The organism is Oceanicola sp. D3, assembly GCF_006351965.1.
Classification (GTDB): domain Bacteria; phylum Pseudomonadota; class Alphaproteobacteria; order Rhodobacterales; family Rhodobacteraceae; genus Vannielia.
On record NZ_CP040932.1, the window covers coordinates 676,077 to 697,197 of the forward strand.

Here is a 21,121-nt window from a genome sequence, read left to right on the forward strand (position 1 = left end):
GGTCAGAGGCCCTCGGCCGGCGGGAACAGGCTGGCCCCGGGTCCGGAAGGGCCAACCGGAACGAGCGAACCCATCACCTGTTCCGCACCGGTATCTACCAGAAGCGGGTAAGTGTTGAGCCGGGGCCCTTCCGGTTCGCCCTGTCCGGCAAGGTCGGCCATGGTCTGGCCATCCTCATGGCGCAGCCTGTCGCGGTGGCGATAAAATGTGGCCAGCCAGGTTTCTGCCTCAGCGGGCTCAAGAGCACGAAACGCCGCCGCTGCACCCCCCCAGCCGCCGGTTTGGGCTTGGAGCGACACCAGCAGGGAGGCGGCGAATTCGGCATTGATCCGGGGCGTGAGCATATCTTCCAGCGAAGCAAACTCTGCGCCGTATTTGGCGTAGTCGACCTGAAAGCACCCCAGTCCGAGTGCCGCCTTTCCGGCTTTCAGCTGCTGATAGGCGAAGGCGCGGGCGTCGTCGGCGGTTTCAAACCAGACACGCTGTCCCTTCGCGCCCACCGTCCAAGGCCAAGGAACCAGCCCTTCTTCGCCCTTTCGCCCGCTGACGGTGAGCATAATGGCGCGAAGAACCGAGAGTGGCACGCCGGTCTTGATCGACGCCTCACGCGCGGCAGCTTCGCAGAGCTCCGGGCGAGAAGGGTTTGCAAGGGCCGGCAGCGTGAGCAAGGCCAGTGCGAGTGCAGCAAGCAGCACGAAAATTCGGCGGGCACGACGCTCAAATAGCGGCCGTTCGGGTGCAGGTGTTGAGAGCCCGCGCGGAGGAACGCTCGGGCCGCCTTCTGGCGGGATATAGGAGGTCATTTCAGATCGCAGTTCTGGCTAATCCAAGGTATCCGCAGATTAGGGCAGCGCGGTTACTATTTGGTTTCCAGCGTCACGTTCCGGGGGGCTGATCGGCTGAAACTTCATCCACAGCCGTTTCGCCCGTGGCTGAGGACTTTTCTTGCAGCAGAGTTTCAATGGCGGCGCGACGTTGTCGGATCTGGTCCAAGAGTTCCTGAGCGCCAGCAAGGGTTGGTTGGCCCGGAGCTTGCGGCGCATTTTCGGGACGTGTTGCCTCGGTGAAACCGGCCTCGGTGTCAGTGCCTGATTCGCGGATGGCATCGACATTGCCACTGGCCCATGCGGCACGCCGCGCGGCCTCCTCGTCCCCGGCAATTCTGCTCATCGTATGGGCGCGGTCGTGCTCGCCCAGCCGGGCAAGGAGTTCGCCGCGCAGGGCATCGCTTTCGGTTCCCTGCAGCCCAGCGAGAGACGCGAGCGCGCGCTCATTCCTTCCAAGGGCCATGAGCGCGCGCACCCGCATCAGGCGGTAATCTGGTTCCGGGGGCAAGCTTTCGGACTGTGCTAGGGCCTGCTCGGGAAATCCCAATGCGAGGAGCCGGTTGGCCAAGGCGAATCCGGTTGGCTCGGTAACGTCAACGCCAAGGCTGGCACGCGCCGGGTCGAACATAATACGCAAAAACACCTCGTCAGAGGCCGTCTCTGCCAAGAGGGCAGCGGTGCTATCGAGAGCTTCGGGCAATGGGTCAGGATCCGAGTCGGCAGGCATGCCGGCGGCTTGGTCCAGTGTCGATAGGGCCTTGGCGAACTCGCCGTCGCGGGCATATTGCGGGGCGAGCGAAATCAGCAGGGTCCGGGCCAGCGGTGTGTCGCGATGTTCGAAGATCAGGGCCTCCGCCAGATCCATGCGGTCTGGCGGGAGGACACGGCCCTGTTCATTTGCCAGACGGATGAGCTCGACAAGAGCCTCCGGGGCTTCGGATTGATTGCTTTCGGCGACCTCGGTCAGCAGGGCTTCAGCGGTTCGGCGGCTGCCCTCCGATAGCGGCCCGTCTCCGCCAGCGCCAATGTCGCCTCGCTCGGCCAATGCAGCTTGCAGCATCTGGTATCCCGTGCCGTGCTCCCCCTCGACACGTAACAGCGAGTCTCGCAAGGCGGCGGCAAGCTCTTCATGGCCGCGGTCCAGCAGGCGCTGGGCGAGGCGGGGCACGACCCAGCGACGCAGATGAACAGGAAGGTCCGAGGCAGTGGCCGCAACCGCACGGCGGGTTTCTTCGCTCAGGGCCGCTGGCACTGGGCCAACCAGCATGGCCCAAAAGCTCGCCGCACCGGGGCACCCGGACTGCCCGCTAAGGCCCTGCCCGGCCAATTCAGGGGTGTTGTCGAGCGCGGCGGCGAGGGCGAGGTAAAGCGGGGCCTGCGGCGTTTCGGCCAGAAACGCGTCAACAACCTGCCGGGCTTCCGCACCGAACCCGAGATAGAGATAAGAGCGCACCAGTGCCCCGGCGGCAGCCGCGTCGGGTGAGTCAAACTCCCTCAGCAGCGCTTGTCGTGCATTGGAGATCATCTCGTGCGGCTCTGCCTCGGGCTCCGCGACAAGGAACTCGAAGGCGGCAGGCGGCAGGCAGGCCTGGCGAGAATCATCCTGCGGGGCGGGCGCATCGGGCGCGGCGCGATCGACGCCCGTGATCGCGTCGACATTCTCGCCGGGGTGGTTGCTCGGCGGTGAGCTGGCGTCGGGTTGAGACACGCCGCCATCGGCTCCCCCATACTCAGGGTTTGGCTTGACCATACCTTGAGACCCGGCGCGGGCGAGTTGCTTGAGCAGCTCTGCCTCAATCTCCGCAATGCGTCGCCGTTGCTCCGCCTCTGCGAAAGCGTCACGCGCCTTGGGCGTTTCGCGCTCCTCGGCCCCTCGTTTCGGCGGGGCAGGGGGCGGCTCTACCGCGGGGAGGGTGACCTGCCGGTCATAACGGCGGCGCAATTCGTCCGACAACAGAGGCGGGAGGGCCTCGGCGGCCACTTCGGTGGGTTGCCGCCGGGGAGTTGCGGCTGGTTCAGGTTCAGATGAGGTGGCAACAGGCGGCGCAGGCTCCGGCAAATCGAGTGGCGCGTCGAACGGGTGACCATCTGGCGCAGGGCCATCGGCAATGTCGATCACCACAACTCGGGTGCCGATTTGGAAGGCTTGAGCGTGGCAGTCGCACTGAGATCGGATGCTGAGCCTGCGCGTTTCAGCGTCAAACGACAGGTCGAGGATGCGATCGCGTTGGATCAGATCGAAGGCACCCGACAGGTCGAGGCGAATGTCTGTTCGGGCAAGCTCCAGCCCGAAGCCATCTTCGATGCGGCCAGCTTTCCAGTCCGATCCGCGTGCCAACGCCAGTGCGATGCGCGTGAAACCATCGTGCTCTCCTGTCAGCACGCGCACGGTCTCCGCATGGAGTGTGCCCCCCGCGCCGAGTGCGAGCGCCCATGCGAAGGCGACTATGTGCGAGAGGCTGGCCTTCATGCCGCCTCCGACTTCAGGTTCTTTAGCGCCTCCTCCAGGTCGGAAAAGCTCGGGCGGCAGTGGCCGGGCGTGTTTTGTCGGCCGACTTCTATGCAAATATTGGTGGCGTGTTGATGCAGGTTGGCCACCAGAACTTCGCGGATAAGCTGGTAAAAATGCCCGTCTTCCTCGATCACCGCCTTCATCTTGGTCGCGAAAGGGCCAACGATGCCATAGGCGAGGAACACGCCCAAGAATGTGCCCACCAAGGCCCCGCCGATGAGCTTGCCAAGGATTTCCGGCGGCTGGTCGATAGAGCCCATGGTCTTGATAACGCCCAACACCGCGGCGACGATTCCCAGTGCGGGCAGGCCATCGGCCATCGTCTGCATGGCGTGGCTGGAGTGCATCTGGTGGTGCAGATGCGCGTTCATCCGCTTTTCCAGCACCTCCTCAACCTGGTTCGGGTCATCGTAGTTCATCGAAGCAGAGCGCAGCGTGTCGCAGATCAGCTCGATGGCCTCCTTGTCGGCGAGGATCTTGGGGTAGCGAGAGATAATCGAGCTTTCCGCCGGATTCTCGATATGCTCTTCGAGTCCAACAGGGTTTTGCCGCGCGAGCCGGATCAGCTCAAACAGCAGGCAGAGCAGGTCTTGGTAATCGTGGTGGCCCCAATGCGGGCCCTTGAACACCTTCTTGATGTCTTTCAGCGTGTGCTTGATCGAGGCCATGTCATTGCCCAGCACGAAGGCCCCAACAGCCGCGCCGCCGATCATTGTCATCTCGAACGGCAGCGACTTGAGGATGATTCCCATCTTGCCGCCGGCTGCGAGATAGCCGCCAAAGACCATCACGAAAATGATGATGATACCGACAATACCGATCATGTTCTGCTCGCCCTTGCTCTTCGTCTCGGGACACGGCCCTTGGCTCTTTTCGCATCCCCCAGTTAATTTTCTCTGAGGGTCGGACGGTTATTCGGTGGGCACGGCCCCATTCCGCCCCGCAAGGATCAGCGAAAGCGTATAGGCTGCCTTTGGGTCCATTCCGGCCAGCACGGCGGCGGCGCGCTCGGGTTGCATCCGCCCCAAAAAGCCGGCCGCAAAGATCGGGTCCATCTCCGCAAAAAGCGCGGCGGCCTCCTTTGGCTTCATCACCTCATACATACGTGTGAGTTTCGCCAGATCGGATTCGGCGGCGCCATCGGCCATCGCCAGCGTCTCTTCCAACTGCGCCTCGGCCTCGCGCAGCGCGGTCATTTCGCGCGCAATCTCTTCGCGGGCGCGCTCAAGCGCCAGCATTTCGTCCCTGACGGCAACTTCGCGTTTCTCAACAGTTGTCTCGCGCGCGGTCAATGCCGCCAGAAGACTGGCAATTTCCGGCGCTGGCTCACACCCGGCAACCACCGGATCGGCCTCTTGCGTCTCGCCGGCCATCCGGCCTGCCACTTCCCGGGCAATCGCCGCCCCGCTGCCTCCGCTCAGGCGCAACACGGCCGAGCCGATGAGCAGGACTGCAAGGGTTGTCAAAACGCCGCGCCCTAGCTTGCGGCTCAAACGCCGCCGCGCCCTGCCGCGCGATTTTGCCGGTTTCGCCATCAGGCGGCCTCCTGTTCCTCACCGCGCACCGTGCGTCTGCGCCGTTTGACCGTGGGCCGGGGCGTGGAGGTGTCCGGTTCCGGCAGGTCATGCAGAGAGGCAAGCAACACCTCCAGCTTCCCGGCAGACTCCTCGGCTCGCTTCGTCAGTTCCGTCAGCTGGCCAACGCTCCCGCTCGAGGCTTTTCGGGCCTCCGCCAGAGCTTTCGTCAGATCGTCGACCTGCACTGACAGCACCGCCACAGCACCGCCCATCCCGGTTTCGAGATCTGTAAAACGCGACAGGCGCCGCGAGAGGACAAGGCAATAAGCACCGGCGCCAAGCGCCCCGGCAGCCATAAGGATATCTGCGATCAGGTTGATCATCGGGCCCTCCTAATTAACCACGAATTCAGTCACGAGAAGGTCGCGCACCCGGCCCTCCCCCGTGACGATCTGAATGCGCCGCAGCATCTGTGCCCGCAGAGTCATCAGTGCGCTCGGGCGTTCGATTTCCGAAACTTCGACAGCCCGCAGATAGGTGTTCAACACATCAAGGATGCGCGGCATCAGCAGCGTCACCTCCTCCTGCTTGTCAGGGGCTACCTCCAGCTCAGCGCGAAACCGCAGATGGGCGGCGCGCCCCTCTGTGCGCATGGCGATAATGATCGGATCGAGAGGAACGAAGGCCACGGGCTCCAGCGGTTCTGCCTCAGCCATGTCTTCGCCGCCGCTCTCCTCATGGGCCTCCTCGCCACCGCCGCCGAGCATCCCCGAAAACGTGGCAAAAAATGCGCCTCCGCCGCCCGCGAGCATGAGAATCATCCCCAGAAGGAGGGGCAGTTTGGACTTCTTCTTGGGGGCTTCGCCCGCTTCTCCGGCCTCTGCGGCACCGTCTTCCTCGGCCATGGCGGGGGTTCTCCTGAACAAATCGAACAATCCGTTCATAGACCGAATGTGGCTAACCGATTGTTAAGGCCAATGCGCGATTTAAGGGATGCAGGGCAGAAGCCCGAAAGACGGCGGAGAATGCGCGTGCAAAACCTCTTGGATACCTGGAATGGCCTCGATGCCCGGCGGCGGCTCACCGTGTTGGTGGCGACGGTTGCAATGTTTGCGGCCGTGCTGGCGCTTAGCCGGATGGCAACCTCACCGGGGATGACGCTGCTCTACGCTGGGCTGGAGCCTTCGGCTGCTGGTGAGGTGGTGACATCGCTGGATCAACGCGGCGTCGCCTACGACGTGCGCGGCGGGGCAATCTATGTTGATAGTGCCCGGCGCGATGAGCTGCGGATGACCCTGGCGGGCGAAGGGCTGCCTGCGAACGGTGGGCAAGGCTATGAAATTCTTGATGGGTTGTCGGGTTTCGGCACCACCAGCCAGATGTTCGACGCGGCCTACTGGCGGGCCAAGGAGGGCGAATTGGCCCGCACCATCCTTGCCTCGCCGCGGGTGCGTGCGGCACGCGTGCACATTTCCAACCCGGCGTCCCAAGGCTTCGGGCGTGACACAGCCGCCTCGGCTTCGGTGGCCGTCACCGCCACCAGCGGGCGGGTCACCCCTGCGGAAGCGAAGGCGTTCAAATTTCTCATCGCCAGTGCCGTGGCCGAGCTGTCTCCCGATGGGGTTTCGGTCATCGACGGCGCGAGCGGCGCGGTTGTGGCTGCCGACGATGCTGCCGGCGACCCTGCGGGCGAAGAGCGCGCCGAGAGCCTGCGCCGCAATGTTCAGCGTTTGCTGGAAGCGCACGTTGGGCCGGGCAATGCGGTGGTGGAAATCTCGGTAGAAACCCAGACGGACCGAGAGCAAATCATCGAGCGAACTTTCGATCCGGATGGGCGCGTGGCGGTAAGCACGGAAACCGAAGAGCGTTCCAATTCCGCGAGCGGCACCAATCCCGCGGCGGTCACGGTGGCGTCTAACCTGCCCGATGGCGAGGCCGGGGCAAATGGCGGTGAGAGCCAGAGCCAAGAGACAACAACACGCGAGCGGACGAACTTTGAAGTTTCTGAAACGCAAAGAGAATTACTGCGCAGCCCGGGTGCGGTAAAGCGAGTGACGGTGGCCGTTCTGGTCGACGGTCTGCGCGGGGAAGACGCTAGCGGAGACCCAACGTGGACGGCGCGCAGCGATGAGCAGTTGGAGGCCCTGCGCGAGCTTGTCGCCAGCGCCGTGGGTTTTAATGAAGCGCGTGGCGATCAGATCACAATCAAATCGCTCCAGTTTGAACCCGTTGCGCAGGTGGGCGCGGCAGCGGGTGGCTCGCTTCTTGACGGGCTGAACATCATGACCCTCATCCAACTTGCAATCCTCGCGCTGGTCACTCTGGGGCTTGGGCTTTTCGTTCTGAAGCCAGCCCTTACGGCGCAGGCTCTTCCCGCGCCAGAGGCCCCGGTGGCGTCGCTGCCGCCCGGAGCCCCGGCAGACTCCGGCCCCAATCTGGATGACGTGCCCATGCCCGACGCGCTGACCGGCGAGATTGACGACAGCGACATCGAATTGCCCGATCTGGCGGTCGTGAACGACTTTGATGTCTCCGGCGTGCCCGGCATGGGTGACATGGGCAGCTTTGGCGCGGGCAGCGATGATCCGGTGGCCCGGCTTCGAAACATGATTGAAGAGCGGCAAGACGAGACGATCGAAATCCTCAAGAGCTGGATGGAAGAGGATGAGGAGGCGCAGGCATGAGCAGCGACGGCCTCAAGCTTGAAGAATTCAGCTCCGCGCCGAAAGCCGCGCGCGCCAAGGCTGTGGGCGAGAGCACTCTGGCCGAGGCTCAGCTCGCCTCCTTCGACAAGGGCTACCGCGAAGGCTGGGAAGATGCCTCGCGCGCACATGCTGATGAGCAAAAAGCCATCGGCGCGGATCTCGCCCGCGCTCTGGACGACATGAGCTTCACCTATCACGAAGCCCGCCGCGCCATGCTGGGCGAAATGGAAGGGCTGTTGGCCGGAATCGTGGGCAAGGTTTTGCCCGCAACTGTGCGAGGCAGCCTCGGGCCGGTGATTCTGGAGCGCATCGACGCGGCGGTGAAAGCCCGAAGCGAAGTCTCTGTCGAAATTACCGTCGCGCCGGAAAATCGCGCCCGTCTGGAGCCGCTGCTTCAGGGCGAGGCGACCATTCCGGTCCGGCTGGCCGAGGAGCCGAGCCTCGCGGAGGGGCAGGCGGTTCTTCGCTTCGCCAGCGCCGAAGAAATCATCGATCTCGATGCAGTGCTCGCGGGCATTGCCGAGGTGGTGGAAGGGTATTTTGAGGGTCAGGCGACCCGGGAAGGATGACGCATGTCAGAGGAAATGAAGGGCAAGGAGAGCCCGTTCACGCAGGTGCCGGTCGAGATCACGGTGGCCGTGGGCAAGGCCCGGCCGCGGGTGTCCGAGCTGTTGAAGCTGGGGCCGGATGCCGTGCTGCCGCTCGACCGCCGGGTGGAAGACCCGGTGGAACTTTATGTCGGAGACAAGCTGATTGCCCGAGGCGAGTTGACCGAGGCCGAAGAGGGCCAGCCCGGCCAACTGGCCGTGCGGTTGACCGAAGTGGCAGACCTCAAAGGCGGCATTTGACGGCGATGTATGGCGCGGCTCGTCTGGCACTGGCGCTATTGTTCATAGCGGGGCCGCTGGCCGCGCAGGATATTTCCGTCGATCTGGGCGAGGGATCGGGGGCGCTTACAAATCAGACGATCAGTCTCTTTGCGCTGATCACGATCCTGAGCCTCGTGCCGGGCATCGCGGTGATGATCACCTGCTTCCCGTTCATCGTCACGGTGCTCTCAATCCTCCGGCAGGCGATCGGCCTTCAGCAATCGCCTCCCAATATGCTGATCGTCTCTCTGGCGCTCTTCCTGACCTACTTCATCATGGATCCGGTGTTGCAAGAGGCCTGGACCACCGGTGTTCAGCCGCTGCTCGATGAGCAGATCGCTGTGGAACAGGCCTTCACCAACACCATGGCACCCTTCCGCGTTTTCATGGCGGCACGGGTGGATCCCGAGACCTTCGGCACCTTGAACGAACTGCGTGCCGGTGTGGCAGCCACAACCCCGCCGGGGGAGGCGCCTCTTTCGCTGCTGGTGCCTTCTTTCCTGTTGAGCGAAGTCGAACGGGCCTTTCAGATCGGGTTCCTCATCTTCCTGCCGTTCCTCATTATCGACCTAGTCGTGGCTGCGGTTCTGATGTCGATGGGGATGATGATGGTGCCCCCCGCAATCGTTTCCTTGCCCTTCAAGCTGGCCTTCTTCGTGGTAGCCGATGGCTGGGCTCTGATTGCCGGGGCGCTCGTCAGGAGCTATTTCTAACAGGCTGGCACGGGCGCTTCGCCAACCGCTTGGTCCGCTCTGTTCGACCGATCGGAACTCGCTTTAGATCTTGGGTCGACACCGAAGCCTCAACTGGCTCCTCTCAAGCACCCAAACCACGGCTCTAAAAGGAGCCATCCCACCTCATTGCCGCGGTGGCGACGTTGCGCTGGGTCACCTCACAATGAAGTCTGCATGCAGGGCGCCAGCGGCCTTGATGCTCTTCAGAATGTCGATCATGTCGCGCGGTGAGACGCCAAGAGCGTTCAGGCCCGCGACCACTTCAGAGAGCGAGGTGCCGGCCGCCACCTCAGCCAGGCCGATGCCCGGTTCTTCATCAATCTCTGCGGTCGTATTGGGCAGCACAACGGTTTCACCCGGGGCAAAGGGGTTGGGCTGCACGGCAATCGGCTTCTCCTCGATCCGGATCGTGAGGTTCCCCTGGCTCACGGCGACGCGGCTTATACGCACGTCTTCGCCCATGACGATGGTGCCCGACCGCTGATCGACGACCACCATGGCACGGCGCTGCGGTTCGACGGCGATGTTCTCGATCCGGCTGACCACGTGAGCAGGGGAGCGCGTGCTTGCACCGCCAAGCTCCACCTGCACAGTGCCCGCATCAAGCATCCGCGCGATCGGGCGCCCAAAGCTGCCGTTGATGGCGGCCTCGATGCGGCTGGCGGTGGTGAAGTCTTGCGTGCGCAAAGCCAGCCGCATGGTTCTAAGCTGGGTGAAGTCGAAGGGCACTTCCCGCTCAACTCTCGCGCCAGAGGGCACGGTGCCGGCAGTTGGTACGCCTTGTGTGACGGTCGCACCATCTCCCTCCGCCGAGGCCCCGCCGGCAATAATGGTTCCTTGTGCAACGGCGTAAATCTGGCCGTCGGCGGCGGTGAGCGGCGTCATCACCAGAGTGCCACCGAGCAGGCTCTTGGCATCGCCAATGGCTGAGACCGTAACATCAATCTGGCTGCCGGCCCGCGCGAAGGGCGGCAGGGTGGCGGTTACGAATACAGCGGCCACATTCTTGGGCCGAAACTGCTCGCCGGTGACGTTCACGCCAAGCCGTTCCAGCATGTTCTGCATGATTTCCTCGGTAAAGGGCGCGTTGCGCAAGCCGTCACCTGAGCCGTTGAGGCCAACCACGAGGCCGTAGCCCACAAGGTCGTTGCCGCGAACCCCGTCAAATTCGACGAGATCCTTGATGCGCACGGGGGTGGCTTGGGCCGCGCTAACAAGGCTCAGCGCGAGGAGGTAGGCGAGGATTTTGCGAAACATCAGAGGTAATTCACCAGGCTTAGGGACTGCATTCTGGCAGTCATCGCGTAGATCGTTTCAAGCTGCGTCTGGACTTGCTGCAGGCGCGAGGCGGTTTCATAGGGATCAACCTCGAGCAGGCTGGCGCGGGTCATCGTCAGGGCAGAACTTTCGGCGGTGCGGGCGGCATCGGCCTCCTCGATCAGCTCTTCAACTGTTCCGAGACGCGCCTGCAGCTGTGTCAGGCCGGATTCACCCTCGATCAGGGTTTCACCCGCACGTTGCATCAACTCGGCGCGGGCCGCCGTATCGCCCGCGAGGGCCCCATCGGCGATGAGGCCGGCAAGGGCGATGCCTTTCAGCGTGTCGCGCAACTCGCTGTCAAAGGCGGTGAAGCCAAGGTCTGCAGAAACGTCTTGGCCAATATCCACAGAGTCCAGCGGCGTGGTGGAGCCAAGATAAACCGTCGTTTCAAAGCCGCCACCAGGGTCGAACCACGCGTCGACGGCGGCCATGAGGCTGGCCACATCCGTGGCGCCCGCTGTCGCAGCGGAGAGTCCGGCCATGAGGGTCGGGGCGTCGGCCACGGCGGGGCCGCTCACGTCTTCCCCCGCAAAGACGCTACGCCCGCCAAACTCTGTGTTGAGCGCGGCCAGCACAGGCTGGAGGCGGGCGGCAGTGTCGGCCGCGGCGGTGCCAATCAGTTCCGGCTGTGCCGCCTGACTGGCGTTCAGCAGGTTGGAGGCTGATTTCGCCCCGAAAGAAGAGATCGTCTGAAAGGCGTGCTGCATCACCGACGCGAAGTTGGCAGCCTCGGTGCTTGCGGTCTGAAACGCAGCGTTGCGCGAGAGGGTCATCTCGATGCTGGTGATCGGGGCAAAATCGCCACCCACCGCTTCTGCAATGCTGGATTTGCGCCCGGTTGCAAGCTCTTGCGACAGGCGGTTCATCTCCGACTTCACGTCATGATTGGAGCGATTCATCTGGAACAGGCGGGCGAGATCGCCGTGGCCGAGTTGTGTTAGCATCAGGTCAGCCCTTTCAGATGGCCATGATCCGTTGGATCAAATCGTCAATCGTCTGAATGACCTTTGCGTTGGCAGCGTAGGCCTGTTCGACGATCAGAAGGTGTTGCAACTCGCGGTCGGTATCTACGCCGCCTGCGAGTTCGGTGGCGCGAAGCGTGTCGTAGCGGGCCATCTGGAAGCCCATCTCCACCTCGCCCGCCTCGCGTTCGGCGGCGAGCCCGGAGAGAAAGTCAGCGGCATGACCAGAGGCAGACCGCGACAGGCCCGTGGCTGCTGCCGAGGTGGAGGCGCGACTTTCGCCAAGACGATCGGTGAGAGATTGAAGGAGCGATGCGTTTCCAACAGGTCCAGCGCTCACCGCGCCGAGGCCATCACGCAGGCGCCAGCTGTCACCACCCTGATCCGGGTCAGCCAGTATGTTGAACTCAAGCCGGGCGGAAAGGCCCTCTTCATCAGCGGTGATGAAGGCCGCGCCGCCATCGGTAAACAGGCCCGCGTCTCCTGCGCCAAGGGTCGGGTCGAGCGCGGGGTCTTGAAAGCGTTCCACAAGGTCGCGCGCCATCATGTCGAGGCTGGCCTGTGCGTCCACGGCAATCTCGTCGCGCTGGGCGAAAAGGGCGTGAAGGCTGCCACCGGCGAAGGGCGCGTTGTTGCCATCGGTGCGCACCGGATTGCCGTTGAGGGTAAGGCCGGAGAGTGCGCCAGAGCCAAGCGTCATGTCCGGCGTGATGAGGTTGACGGTGGAAAAGCCAACCTCCGCCGCGGTGCCCTCCAGCATAATACCGCCGGTGGGCGTGAAGAGGGCAACCTTGCCGCCCTCCCTCTGTACTTGCCTGAGCGGTACGATCTCGGCGATGCCGTCGATCAGCACCTGGCGCTGGTCGTGCAGGGCCGCGGCATTCTGGCCGTTGGAGGAAGAATTGAAGATCAGCGCATTCAGCTCAGCCACCTGTTCAAGCGAGGTATTCAGCTTGTCGACCATGCGGGCAATGCCCTGATCGGCTTCCAGCCGCATGTCTTGAATGCCGTCCGATATGCCTTCAAACTTTCTGGCAAGTGCCGCACCGGCGCGCGCGGCGGTATCGAGCCGTGCCGAAACATCGGGGCGGCTCGAGGCCTCGATGAGGGCACCCTCGAAGCGGGCATAGGCCGCTGTGAGCGAGCTGGCTTGGTCAGGGGCACCGAGCAATCCCTCAATGCGGCTGAGCGCATCTGCGCGGGTCTGGGCGTCGCCCGCCGCCGCCTGCGCCAAGCGCCTGTCACCGATCAGCCGCTCGTCGACGTTGCGTTGAACCGCGCCCACCTCGACCCCGCCCAGGGGCCGGACGGAAAGGCTCATGGAGCGCCGCCCATACCCCTCGGTCAGCGCGTTGGCGATGTTGGAGCTGATGAGGTCGGTCGCGCGGCGGGTGGCGTTCAACCCAGATAGGGCGGCCGACATGGATGCGGAGAGGGACATGGGGAGCCTCTTTCAGTTCTGGCAGATCAAGCGCCGGTCAGCGCTTGATGTTGGTGGTTTCCTGGAGCATCTCATCGACGGTCTGGATAACCTTGGCGTTCGACGAATAGGCCCTCTGGGTCTGGATCAGGGCGGTCAGCTCACCGGCCACATCCGTGGCGCTCTCTTCCAGCGCGTAGCTCAAAATATCGCCGGTGGGCCCGTCTGCGGCATCCCAGAGGAAGAAGGAGCCAGAGGCGTTGGAGGTTTGGTAGGTCTGGTTATCCAGCGCGAGCAGGCCATTGGGATTGGGCAGGTCGACCAGTGGAATCTGGTAAATCGTGCGGGTGATGCCAATGTCGAAGGCCGCCGAGAGGAAGCCGTTGGCATCAACCTCGACCGAAACCATGTTGCCCACAGGCGAGCCATCCTTGCTGATGGAGGTGGGGGCAAAGCTGTCGGAAAGCTGCGTCATCAGGTTGCCCGATCCGAGCGCGCCGATGTTCACATCAATCGGGCCGCCATCCACGGTGATGGTGAACACGCCTGTTAACCCGTCATAAGTACCGCCAGCCGCGCCGGGTGCTTGGTTCACCGCCAGGAGGGTGCCGCCGGAGCCGCGGGTATCATCGAACACCAGTTCGTATTCGCCCACCACGCCCCCGCCCGAGGCAGAGTCGGTGATGACCATGTCCCAGGTGTTGGAAGAGCCCGTGGCCGGGATCTGCGGCGTGAAGGTGATGGAGAGCGACTCAGATGTGCCGAGGTTGTCGTAATACTCGATCGACAGGTCCAGCGGGTTGCCGGAGGCGTCAAAATCGGTCTCCGTGGCAGGGAGGTTCATGCCCAGTTGCATGTTCTCGGTGGGCTCGCCGGCAAACTGGTTCACGTTGATCTGGATCGGCTCCAGCCCGTCAGCGGTGTCGCGCGCAAAGTTGGGGATTGAGCCGTCGGAGTCGGCGGGCCAGCCCATGAGCACGAGGCCCGACTCGGTCACCAGATAGCCATCGGCGTTGGTGCGGAAGGAGCCGGTTGTGGCCAGATACATCGGCCTGTCGCCGGTCAGGTTGTTCAGCGAGCTCTCGGTTGTGACGGGCAAAAATCCGCGCCCGCGCACCGCAAGATCAGTGGGGTTTTCCGTGGAAAGCAACGCGCCGGGCTGGTCGATAAAGCGGGTGGTCGTCACCCGCACGCCGCCGGCGGAATAGGTGCCGCGGCCAGAGGTGATGACCATGGCGTGAAAGTCAGTCACCGCGCGCTTGTAGCCGTTGGTCGCGCTGTTGGCGATGTTGTCAGAAATCGTGGCGAGACGGCTGGCATTGGCCGCCAGCCCTGCCACACCCGCGTTGAGCGAGGAGGAGATCGTCATAAGGAGCGCCTTTCTGCTGCTAAGAGCCTTGCTTGCGAGGCACTATGGCGGGGCGTCCTTAAGGGAGGGCTAACAGATAAAATGCCATCTGCTTTGCCCCGGTTTCGCCACAATCAGATGTCCGTGCGCAGCAGGATAAACTCCAGCCGGTTGTTGCGGATCGACATGGGGTTGCCCTCGATCGGCTTGCGGTCGGCAAAGCCCGAAACGCGCTGCAACCGGTCGCCGTTCAGCCCGGAGTCAACGAGCAGGCGATGCCCCGCCGCCGCGCGATCTGCTGAAAGCTGCCAAACCGGGTTGTTGGCCCGCACAACCGGCTCCGCGGCTGTGTGCCCGTTCACCGCAACCGGGTTGGCCGCAAGGTCGAAGACGCGCGCTAGCATGGCTGCGATCTCCTCCATGATCAGCGTCGGCTCGTCGGTGCCGGGCTTGAACAGCGGCACACCCTCGATGTCGAAAACCTCCACGATCAGCCCTTCATCGGTCACCTTGGTAACGATGTGGCGCAGCGCCTCGCTGGCCGCCATGCTCTCGCCCGACATCGCCATCAGCGCCTGCTCGATATCTTCCAGATCCACCGATTGGGTCAGGCTTTCCTCCTTGGCGGCCCCTGCGGCATCCCCCTGCTCACCCGCGGCCTGATTGGCCGATGTCGGGTTTTCGGCACTGGCCCCGGTGCCGTTCTGCGGCAGGGTCTCTTCGGTAAACACGCTGTCGCCGCCAAAAGTCCCATCGCCGCCGCCCGACACGCGCGAGAGCGGCACATTGGGGTTGAAGTAATCGGCAATGCCCTTGCGCTGCTTCTCCGTGGTCGCATTCAGCAGCCACATCAGCATGAAAAACGCCATCATCGCCGTCACGAAGTCGGCATAGGCCACCTTCCACGCGCCGCCGTGATGACCATCGCCCGAGATGATCTTCTTCTTCTTGATAATGATCGGTCGCACATCGTTAGCGGCAGACATACCACGCCCCTCGTTTCTACACCTTTCTTCACCCGAGGGCAGATGTAGCAGGGGGGCGTGAAGCCGGGCTTAACAGGTAAAATCCGAAGCGAAATCAGGCAGGCTCGCCGGTGTCGCGGATCAGCGCCGAGATTTCGGCCACCTTCGCATCCAGCAGCGCCCGGTCGCCCCGCGTTTCCACGTTGAGCCGCAGCACCGGCTCGGTGTTGGAACTGCGCAGGTTCACCCGCCAGTCGGCAAACTCAAGGCTGAGGCCATCAAGCCGATTGGCGTCCTCCGCCTCACCGGCATATTTCGCCTCGAAGGCCTGCTTGGCCGCCTCCGGATTGCCAAGCCGAAAGTTGATCTCGCCCGACGAGGGGAAAGCCGCCCGCATATCCGCCACCATCTCCGAAAGCCTCGCGCCCTCAACGCTCATCAACTGCGCGATGGTGAGCCAAGGGATCATCCCGCTGTCGCAATAATAGAAGTCGCGGAAGTAGTGATGCGCCGAAATTTCGCCGCCATAAACCGCATCTTCCTTGCGCATCAGCGCCTTGATCAGCGAGTGCCCTGTTGGCGAAGAAATTGCAGTGCCCCCGGCTTCGGTGATGCACTTGCGGCTGTTCCACGCCACGCGGGTATCATGCACGATGTTGGCACCGGGGTAGAGCTGAAGGAAGCCCTTGGCCAGCAGCGCCACTACAAACTCCCCCTCAACAAAGTCACCGGCCTCGTCACACAAGAAACAACGATCAAAGTCGCCGTCCCAAGCCACGCCCATATCTGCACCTGAGGCCTTCACCTGCTCTCCGGTGACAGGCTGGTTCTCGGGCAGCAACGGGTTGGGGATGCCGTTCGGGAAGCTCGCATCCGGCTCATGGTGCATCCGCTCAAAGGTCAGCGGCGCGCCCTTTTTGGCGAGCTTTTCGGCAATAGCGTCAAACGAGGGGCCAGCCACGCCATTTCCGGCGTTCACCAAAATTTTCAACGGCTTGAGGCTTGCGACGTCAACAAAGCTGACGATCTTCTCGGCGTAGGCATCGCGGGTGTCAGCCTCGCTGCGTTTGCCCGGCGTTGCGGCGTCGGGCAGATCGGGGCCGCCGCAAAGCTGCTTCAGCCGCTCCATCTCGCCATCGGCGGAGAGCGGGCGCGATCCTGCGGCCACCATCTTGATACCGTTGTAATCAATCGGGTTGTGCGAGGCCGTCACCATCAGCCCGCCATCCGCCCCCAAATGCGACGTCGCAAAATACACCTCCTCGGTGCCCACCAACCCGATGTCGATCACATCCACGCCCCCGGCGATGAGGCCTTGGGTCAGCGCCTCGGTGATCTCGGGAGAGGAGGGGCGAATATCGCGCCCGATCACCGCCGACTTGCAGCCAAGCACTTCGGCAAAGGCGCGGCCGATCTTGCGGGCGAGCGCGCTGTCGAGGTTCACGCCGATCTGGCCGCGAATATCGTAGGCCTTGAAGGCGGAAAGGTCTGTCATGGGGGCTCCGGGGGTTGGTAAAATCATTCTGCAACTGCGAAGGGATCGTAGGCAGCCCGCCGGAATTGGCAACCCCGGCCTCACCCGGTCGGCTTTGCCCCTTTAAACACGCAGCCAAACCCTATATTGCCCCGCAACACATAAACAAAGGAGACCCTGATGGGCTATCGCGTCGTCGTCGTCGGCGCCACGGGCAATGTGGGCCGCGAAATGCTGAACATTCTGGCCGAGCGCCAGTTCCCTGTCGATGAGATTGCTGCGCTTGCATCGCGCAAATCTCTCGGCACCGAAGTCTCGTTTGGCGACAAGACCCTGAAAACCCTGGATCTCGACACTTTCGACTTCAAGGGCTGGGATATCGCGCTCTTTGCCATCGGCTCGGACGCCACCAAGAAATACGCGCCCAACGCCGCCAAAGCTGGCTGCCTCGTAATCGACAACTCCTCGCTCTACCGCTACGACCCGGATATTCCGCTGATCGTGCCCGAAGTGAATGCCGATGCGATCGAGGGCTATGCCAAGCGGATGATCATCGCCAACCCCAACTGCTCCACGGCGCAGATGGTGGTGGCCCTCAAGCCGCTGCATGACCGCGCCAAAATCAAGCGCGTGGTGGTCAGCACCTACCAGTCGGTGTCCGGCGCGGGCAAAGGCGGCATGGACGAGCTGTGGGACCAGACCAAGGGCATGTATGTGCCCGGTCAGGAAAAGGCCCCCGAGCAGTTCCAAAAGCAGATCGCCTTCAACGTGATCCCCCAGATCGACGTTTTCCTTGAGGACGGGTCCACCAAGGAAGAGTGGAAGATGGTCGCCGAGACCAAGAAGATCATCGACAAGTCGATCAAGGTCACCGCCACCTGCGTGCGCGTGCCGGTCTTTGTCGGCCACTCCGAAGCGGTGAACATCGAGACTGAGGAGTTCCTCGACGAGGATGAAGCACGCGACATCCTGCGCGAGGCACCGGGCATCATGGTGGTCGATAAGCGCGAGCCGGGCGGCTACACCACGCCGGTCGAGTGCGTGGGCGATTTCGCCACCTTCATCAGCCGCATCCGGCAAGACAGCACCATCGACAACGGGCTGAACTTCTGGTGCGTCAGCGACAACCTGCGCAAGGGCGCGGCGCTGAATGCGGTGCAGATCGCCGAGCTCTACGGCCAACGCATCCTGAAGAAGGGCTGAGGCTCCGGCCCCCCCTCTCGAACATTTCAAATTTTTTCAAGGGCCGGTCCAAGGATCGGCCCTTGGCTTGCGTCCTACCTTGTGATCGGCGCCTGCGCGCGCCGGGAAACGCAGCTTGCTTTCACCTATCGGGGGGCAGAAACTCCGGGCAGAAGGCATTTTGATACGAGGTATTGAACAATGAAAACGCTCTTGTGGGCCACCGCCCTCACAACCCTGCCAGCCCTTGCGTCGGCAGCCGATTTTCAGGTCGCCGCCCCGGTGACGGGCGCAACCATCTATCCGCAGGGCGCAACTGTCACGCGCCGGGTGGTGGCCGAGGTGCCCGCCGGTGCCCATCGCATCCTCTTCCCGGTGCGGCGCGGCATGCTCGATTATGGCCCGCCCCGCATCCTGCCCTCCGGCGGCGTTTCACTCGGGGCGACCCAGCTGCTGACCAGCTATGTGACCGACCCCAAAGCGGTTTATTCCCCCGCCCAGCAGGCCACGCTCGACCGGGTCGAAACGCTGGAAGACCGGGTGACAGGCAAGTCAGACGAAATCTCCCGGGCACAGGTGGCGCTCGACGGCGCCAATGCCCGGCTGGAGTTTCTGGGCTCGGTCAAGGGCGGCGCGCTCGATGCGATCGACCCCGAAGCGCTGCGCAATGCGGCCACGCTGATCGGTTCTGAAACTGCCGCTGCGCAACTCGAAAAGCAGCAAACCGAAGAAGCCCTGCGCGGTCTTTCCAAGGAGATGGACGAGCTGCGGCGCGAACTGGCCCAGGCCCAGGCCGACCTCGCTCGCCTCACCCCGCCCGAGGGGCCGGTGGATATGATGGCCGTGTCGCTGGAGCTGGACACGCCGCAAGAGGTGGTGCTGGAGGTGGTCTACCTCGACGGCAAAGCGAACTGGCGCCCGGATTACGACCTGCGCCTCACACGCGGTGAAGAGGCATCCGTTCAGATCGACCGCAAGGCCGTTGTGCAGCAATTCACCGGCGAGCTTTGGGACGGAATCGAGCTTGAGCTTTCCACCGCCGACCCCTTCGCCGGAATAGTGCCCAGCGATCCGCAGCCCAATCAGGCGCAGATCGGCAATGCGGCCTACAAGCGGGCCTCCGGTAGTGCCTCCTACGATACGTCACGGGTGGCGGCAAAGCCTGCGATGGAAGAGGAGGCCGTGGTGGTCGAAGCCGCCCCCATCGTCGCCGGGCTGAAGGTGGAAGGCCTCGCGGTGAGCTACGACTACCCCCGCAAGGTCACGCTCGCGCCTTACGGCGGCGAGGGGCTGCAACTGTCGCTCGACACGGTGACGCTGGAGGCCGACGAAAAGATCATCGCCGCGCCGCGCACCGATGACACCGCCTTCCTACTGGCCGAGCTGCGCAACACGCTGTCCGAGCCAATCCTGCCGGGGCAGGCCTCGGTCTACCGCGATGGCGTGTTCATAGGGCGCAACACCGTGCCGCTCATCCCTGCCGGCGCAACCGAAGATCTGTCCTTCGGGCCATTGGAGAGCCTGCGCCTCGAATGGACGCTGCTGAACAACGACACCGGCGACAAGGGCATCGTCAGCCGCTCCAACACCCGCGAGCAGGCAATGGAGTTTTCCGTGGAAAACCTCAGTGACGAGGCGGTGGAGCTGACGGCGATTTACGCGCTGCCCTATTCCGAGCAGGAAGATCTTGAGCTCGACGTGCGCGCCCGGCCCGCGCCCACGCGCGAAGATTACGAAAAGCGCCGGGGTGTGGGTGAATGGGACATGGAGCTGGCACCGGGTGAAACCAAAGTGGTGCGGATCGACGTGACGCTCGATTGGCCAAGCGGCCCAGAGCTGATCTGGCGGCCGTAACCACCGCGCAACATTGAACTACGCTACAAACAGGGCCGGGGCATATCAGCCTCGGCCCTTCCTCGTGGCTCTGTGCGCCCCCAGCGGCAACTCAAACCCCGCTCTCCTCCGGGCGTGTTCCGCTCGCAGGCGGCGCCGGCGATAAACGCCCAGCGCAGCGAGGCCATCGAAAGCCGATCAACCGCCTGCGCCAAACATGCACTCAGGCCGCCCGCTGTTCGTCCCCGCCCTCTCGGCGTTCCAGCGGCTTGCCGGGGAAATGGCTGGCAAACTTGATCGTCAAATCCTCGCGGCTCACGCCCAGCCGCGTCAGCGGCACCAGTGGCTTTTCCTCCGGCCAAGTGCAAAGCACCAACGGCGGCTGCCCTGTGCGCCCGTTGTCGCCCGGTGCGCGCAGCACATAGCCCAGCTTGCGCAGCCGCGCCTGAAGCCCGGGCCAGGTCACCGAGTCCTCAATCGCCTGAGCCAGCGCGCGGCGCTTGTCGACCACGGCAGGCGGCACCTTGGGGGCCTCGTCAATCTGCGAGAGAATGGCCTGCCGCAAGAATTCGGCAAGCGTCTGGTCCGCCGCGCGTGCTGCGCGATTGGCCTTGTTGAGGAGCTTTAGCGGCATCCGGAGGGTGAGGTTCATGGCAGGCTGTTTCATAGCCCGCACCATGGCCCGATATCGGTTAACGCCCGGTTGAGGCCGCACGAAAAATCCGGCCTCAACGTGGCAAAGCCCCGCTCAGACCGGCTCAAACACCTTCGCAGTCGGGCTATAGCCCTCCAGCACACCCTCGCGGATATCAAACCACAGCCCATGCAGGCTAAGTTCTTCGGCCTCGATGGCGCTCTGAACGAAAGGAAAGCCGATCAGGTTGGAGAGCGATTCGACAACCGCCTCCCGCTCCAGCGCGCGCTTCTGCGCCTCCGGGTCTTCGATGTCTTTCACCCGCTCAAAGCCCGGGCGCAGAATGTCGAGCCAGCGGCCAATGAAGCTGCTCTTCTCTTCCAGCTCCGGCATTTTGCCCGAGCACATATCAAGGCACCCTGCCACGCCGCCGCAGTTGGAATGGCCCACCACGATGAGATGCGCTACCTTCAGCACGGTCACGGCATATTCGATTGCTGCCGAGGTGCCGTGCGGGTCTCCATCGGGCTCGAAGGGGGGCACAAGGTTGGCGATGTTGCGATGCAAAAAGATGTCGCCGGTCTGGGCGCCAAACAGCTCGTTCACGTTCACCCGGCTGTCACAGCAGGCAATCACCATCATCGGCGGGCGCTGGCCCTCGTCCGCAAGGCGGCGATACCAGCTCTTGTTCTGTTCATAGCGGGTGGCCCGCCAGCCTTCATAGCGGCTGACGAGGTATTCCGGCAGCGGTTTGACCAGCCTATCCATCGGTGTCCCTCTCCTGTCGCATCTGACCTTCTAAACCACATCCGCCCCGGC

General features: G+C 63.4%; 20 protein-coding genes. 6 read left to right on the forward strand and 14 right to left on the reverse strand.

All coding sequences use genetic code 11. The features are described 5' to 3' along the window. Positions 1-2: 2 nt before the first annotated feature. The 6 genes from FHY55_RS03500 to fliL all read right to left on the reverse strand — a co-directional run bounded on the left by FHY55_RS03500 (position 3) and on the right by fliL (position 5,761). Positions 3-695 carry a hypothetical protein gene (locus FHY55_RS03500; RefSeq protein WP_140012866.1) on the reverse strand — a complete coding sequence of 231 codons (693 nt, stop codon included), beginning with the start codon at positions 693-695 and terminating at the stop codon, positions 3-5. Positions 696-876: 181 nt separating this feature from the next. Continuing rightward, on the reverse strand, positions 877-3,297 hold the full coding sequence (locus FHY55_RS03505; RefSeq protein WP_140012867.1) for a hypothetical protein: 2,421 nt from the start codon (positions 3,295-3,297) through the stop codon (positions 877-879). Beyond that, on the reverse strand, positions 3,294-4,163 hold the full coding sequence (gene motA / locus FHY55_RS03510) for a flagellar motor stator protein MotA (protein ID WP_140012868.1): 870 nt from the start codon (positions 4,161-4,163) through the stop codon (positions 3,294-3,296). Before motA ends, FHY55_RS03505 begins: the two co-directional genes overlap by 4 nt. 87 nt (positions 4,164-4,250) lie before the next feature. Beyond that, positions 4,251-4,874, reverse strand: coding sequence for a MotE family protein (locus FHY55_RS03515; protein WP_210410531.1), 624 nt, complete (start codon positions 4,872-4,874; stop codon positions 4,251-4,253). Next, the gene (locus tag FHY55_RS03520) at positions 4,874-5,239 is read right to left on the reverse strand and encodes a hypothetical protein (RefSeq protein WP_210410532.1); all 366 of its coding nucleotides are present in this window, start codon (positions 5,237-5,239) and stop codon (positions 4,874-4,876) included. The genes FHY55_RS03515 and FHY55_RS03520 overlap by 1 nt, the downstream gene beginning before the upstream one ends. A 9-nt stretch (positions 5,240-5,248) precedes the next feature. Then, positions 5,249-5,761, reverse strand: a complete 513-nt coding sequence (gene fliL / locus FHY55_RS03525) for a flagellar basal body-associated protein FliL (protein ID WP_140012869.1) — start codon at positions 5,759-5,761, stop codon at positions 5,249-5,251. Positions 5,762-5,881: 120 nt separating this feature from the next. Here fliL and fliF point away from each other — a divergent pair, with 120 nt between their 5' ends. From fliF to fliP, 4 genes are read left to right on the forward strand one after another with little or no spacing between them, the layout of a single operon-like run. Then, a complete protein-coding gene (gene fliF, locus FHY55_RS03530; RefSeq protein ID WP_168222924.1) occupies positions 5,882-7,540 on the forward strand; it encodes a flagellar basal-body MS-ring/collar protein FliF in 1,659 nt (552 codons plus the stop codon). After that, positions 7,537-8,130 carry a flagellar biosynthesis protein gene (locus FHY55_RS03535; protein ID WP_140012871.1) on the forward strand — a complete coding sequence of 198 codons (594 nt, stop codon included), beginning with the start codon at positions 7,537-7,539 and terminating at the stop codon, positions 8,128-8,130. Before fliF ends, FHY55_RS03535 begins: the two co-directional genes overlap by 4 nt. A 3-nt stretch (positions 8,131-8,133) precedes the next feature. Then, complete coding sequence (locus tag FHY55_RS03540) at positions 8,134-8,409, forward strand: FliM/FliN family flagellar motor switch protein (protein ID WP_140012872.1); 276 nt, start codon at positions 8,134-8,136, stop codon at positions 8,407-8,409. Positions 8,410-8,414: 5 nt separating this feature from the next. Continuing rightward, positions 8,415-9,143, forward strand: coding sequence for a flagellar type III secretion system pore protein FliP (gene fliP, locus FHY55_RS03545; protein WP_140012873.1), 729 nt, complete (start codon positions 8,415-8,417; stop codon positions 9,141-9,143). Positions 9,144-9,317: 174 nt separating this feature from the next. Here fliP and FHY55_RS03550 read toward each other — a convergent pair whose 3' ends face one another. The 6 genes from FHY55_RS03550 to FHY55_RS03575 form a co-directional block, all read right to left on the reverse strand. Further along, entirely contained in the window at positions 9,318-10,421 is a 1,104-nt protein-coding gene (locus tag FHY55_RS03550) for a flagellar basal body P-ring protein FlgI (protein ID WP_140012874.1), read from the reverse strand. Continuing rightward, positions 10,421-11,428, reverse strand: a complete 1,008-nt coding sequence (locus FHY55_RS03555; protein ID WP_140012875.1) for a flagellin — start codon at positions 11,426-11,428, stop codon at positions 10,421-10,423. Before FHY55_RS03555 ends, FHY55_RS03550 begins: the two co-directional genes overlap by 1 nt. Positions 11,429-11,441: 13 nt before the next feature. Continuing rightward, positions 11,442-12,887: a flagellar hook-associated protein FlgK gene (gene flgK, locus FHY55_RS03560; RefSeq protein WP_140012876.1), complete on the reverse strand. Its 1,446-nt coding sequence runs from the start codon at positions 12,885-12,887 to the stop codon at positions 11,442-11,444. Between the two features lie 37 nt (positions 12,888-12,924). Then, the gene (locus FHY55_RS03565; RefSeq protein WP_140012877.1) at positions 12,925-14,235 is read right to left on the reverse strand and encodes a flagellar hook protein FlgE; all 1,311 of its coding nucleotides are present in this window, start codon (positions 14,233-14,235) and stop codon (positions 12,925-12,927) included. A gap of 113 nt (positions 14,236-14,348) precedes the next feature. After that, positions 14,349-15,200 carry a flagellar motor protein MotB gene (locus tag FHY55_RS03570; protein WP_140012878.1) on the reverse strand — a complete coding sequence of 284 codons (852 nt, stop codon included), beginning with the start codon at positions 15,198-15,200 and terminating at the stop codon, positions 14,349-14,351. A gap of 94 nt (positions 15,201-15,294) precedes the next feature. Further along, positions 15,295-16,674: a phosphomannomutase gene (locus FHY55_RS03575; protein WP_140012879.1), complete on the reverse strand. Its 1,380-nt coding sequence runs from the start codon at positions 16,672-16,674 to the stop codon at positions 15,295-15,297. 159 nt (positions 16,675-16,833) lie between these two features. Here FHY55_RS03575 and FHY55_RS03580 point away from each other — a divergent pair, with 159 nt between their 5' ends. Further along, complete coding sequence (locus FHY55_RS03580) at positions 16,834-17,856, forward strand: aspartate-semialdehyde dehydrogenase (RefSeq protein ID WP_140012880.1); 1,023 nt, start codon at positions 16,834-16,836, stop codon at positions 17,854-17,856. Positions 17,857-18,036: 180 nt separating this feature from the next. Continuing rightward, positions 18,037-19,689, forward strand: coding sequence for a DUF4139 domain-containing protein (locus FHY55_RS03585; protein ID WP_140012881.1), 1,653 nt, complete (start codon positions 18,037-18,039; stop codon positions 19,687-19,689). Positions 19,690-19,891: 202 nt separating this feature from the next. Here the strand turns inward: FHY55_RS03585 and FHY55_RS03590 are convergent, their stop codons facing one another. Further along, positions 19,892-20,335 (reverse strand): hypothetical protein, encoded by a 444-nt coding sequence (locus FHY55_RS03590; RefSeq protein WP_210410533.1) that lies wholly within the window; start codon positions 20,333-20,335, stop codon positions 19,892-19,894. A gap of 81 nt (positions 20,336-20,416) precedes the next feature. Then, a complete protein-coding gene (locus FHY55_RS03595; protein WP_140012883.1) occupies positions 20,417-21,070 on the reverse strand; it encodes a carbonic anhydrase in 654 nt (217 codons plus the stop codon). Positions 21,071-21,121 lie beyond the last annotated feature (51 nt).

Bases quoted from the DNA above. Each gene is read 5' to 3' on its own strand.
- FHY55_RS03505 (WP_140012867.1), bottom strand. From the start codon at position 3,297: ATGAAGGCCAGCCTCTCGCACATAGTCGCCTTCGCATGGGCGCTCGCA.
- motA (WP_140012868.1), bottom strand. From the start codon at position 4,163: ATGATCGGTATTGTCGGTATCATCATCATTTTCGTGATGGTCTTTGGC.
- FHY55_RS03515 (WP_210410531.1), bottom strand. From the start codon at position 4,874: ATGGCGAAACCGGCAAAATCGCGCGGCAGGGCGCGGCGGCGTTTGAGC.
- FHY55_RS03520 (WP_210410532.1), bottom strand. From the start codon at position 5,239: ATGATCAACCTGATCGCAGATATCCTTATGGCTGCCGGGGCGCTTGGC.
- fliL (WP_140012869.1), bottom strand. From the start codon at position 5,761: ATGGCCGAGGAAGACGGTGCCGCAGAGGCCGGAGAAGCGGGCGAAGCC.
- fliF (WP_168222924.1), top strand. From the start codon at position 5,882: ATGCGCGTGCAAAACCTCTTGGATACCTGGAATGGCCTCGATGCCCGG.
- FHY55_RS03535 (WP_140012871.1), top strand. From the start codon at position 7,537: ATGAGCAGCGACGGCCTCAAGCTTGAAGAATTCAGCTCCGCGCCGAAA.
- FHY55_RS03540 (WP_140012872.1), top strand. From the start codon at position 8,134: ATGTCAGAGGAAATGAAGGGCAAGGAGAGCCCGTTCACGCAGGTGCCG.
- fliP (WP_140012873.1), top strand. From the start codon at position 8,415: ATGTATGGCGCGGCTCGTCTGGCACTGGCGCTATTGTTCATAGCGGGG.
- FHY55_RS03550 (WP_140012874.1), bottom strand. From the start codon at position 10,421: ATGTTTCGCAAAATCCTCGCCTACCTCCTCGCGCTGAGCCTTGTTAGC.
- FHY55_RS03555 (WP_140012875.1), bottom strand. From the start codon at position 11,428: ATGCTAACACAACTCGGCCACGGCGATCTCGCCCGCCTGTTCCAGATG.
- flgK (WP_140012876.1), bottom strand. From the start codon at position 12,887: ATGTCCCTCTCCGCATCCATGTCGGCCGCCCTATCTGGGTTGAACGCC.
- FHY55_RS03565 (WP_140012877.1), bottom strand. From the start codon at position 14,235: ATGACGATCTCCTCCTCGCTCAACGCGGGTGTGGCAGGGCTGGCGGCC.
- FHY55_RS03570 (WP_140012878.1), bottom strand. From the start codon at position 15,200: ATGTCTGCCGCTAACGATGTGCGACCGATCATTATCAAGAAGAAGAAG.
- FHY55_RS03575 (WP_140012879.1), bottom strand. From the start codon at position 16,674: ATGACAGACCTTTCCGCCTTCAAGGCCTACGATATTCGCGGCCAGATC.
- FHY55_RS03580 (WP_140012880.1), top strand. From the start codon at position 16,834: ATGGGCTATCGCGTCGTCGTCGTCGGCGCCACGGGCAATGTGGGCCGC.
- FHY55_RS03585 (WP_140012881.1), top strand. From the start codon at position 18,037: ATGAAAACGCTCTTGTGGGCCACCGCCCTCACAACCCTGCCAGCCCTT.
- FHY55_RS03590 (WP_210410533.1), bottom strand. From the start codon at position 20,335: ATGAAACAGCCTGCCATGAACCTCACCCTCCGGATGCCGCTAAAGCTC.
- FHY55_RS03595 (WP_140012883.1), bottom strand. From the start codon at position 21,070: ATGGATAGGCTGGTCAAACCGCTGCCGGAATACCTCGTCAGCCGCTAT.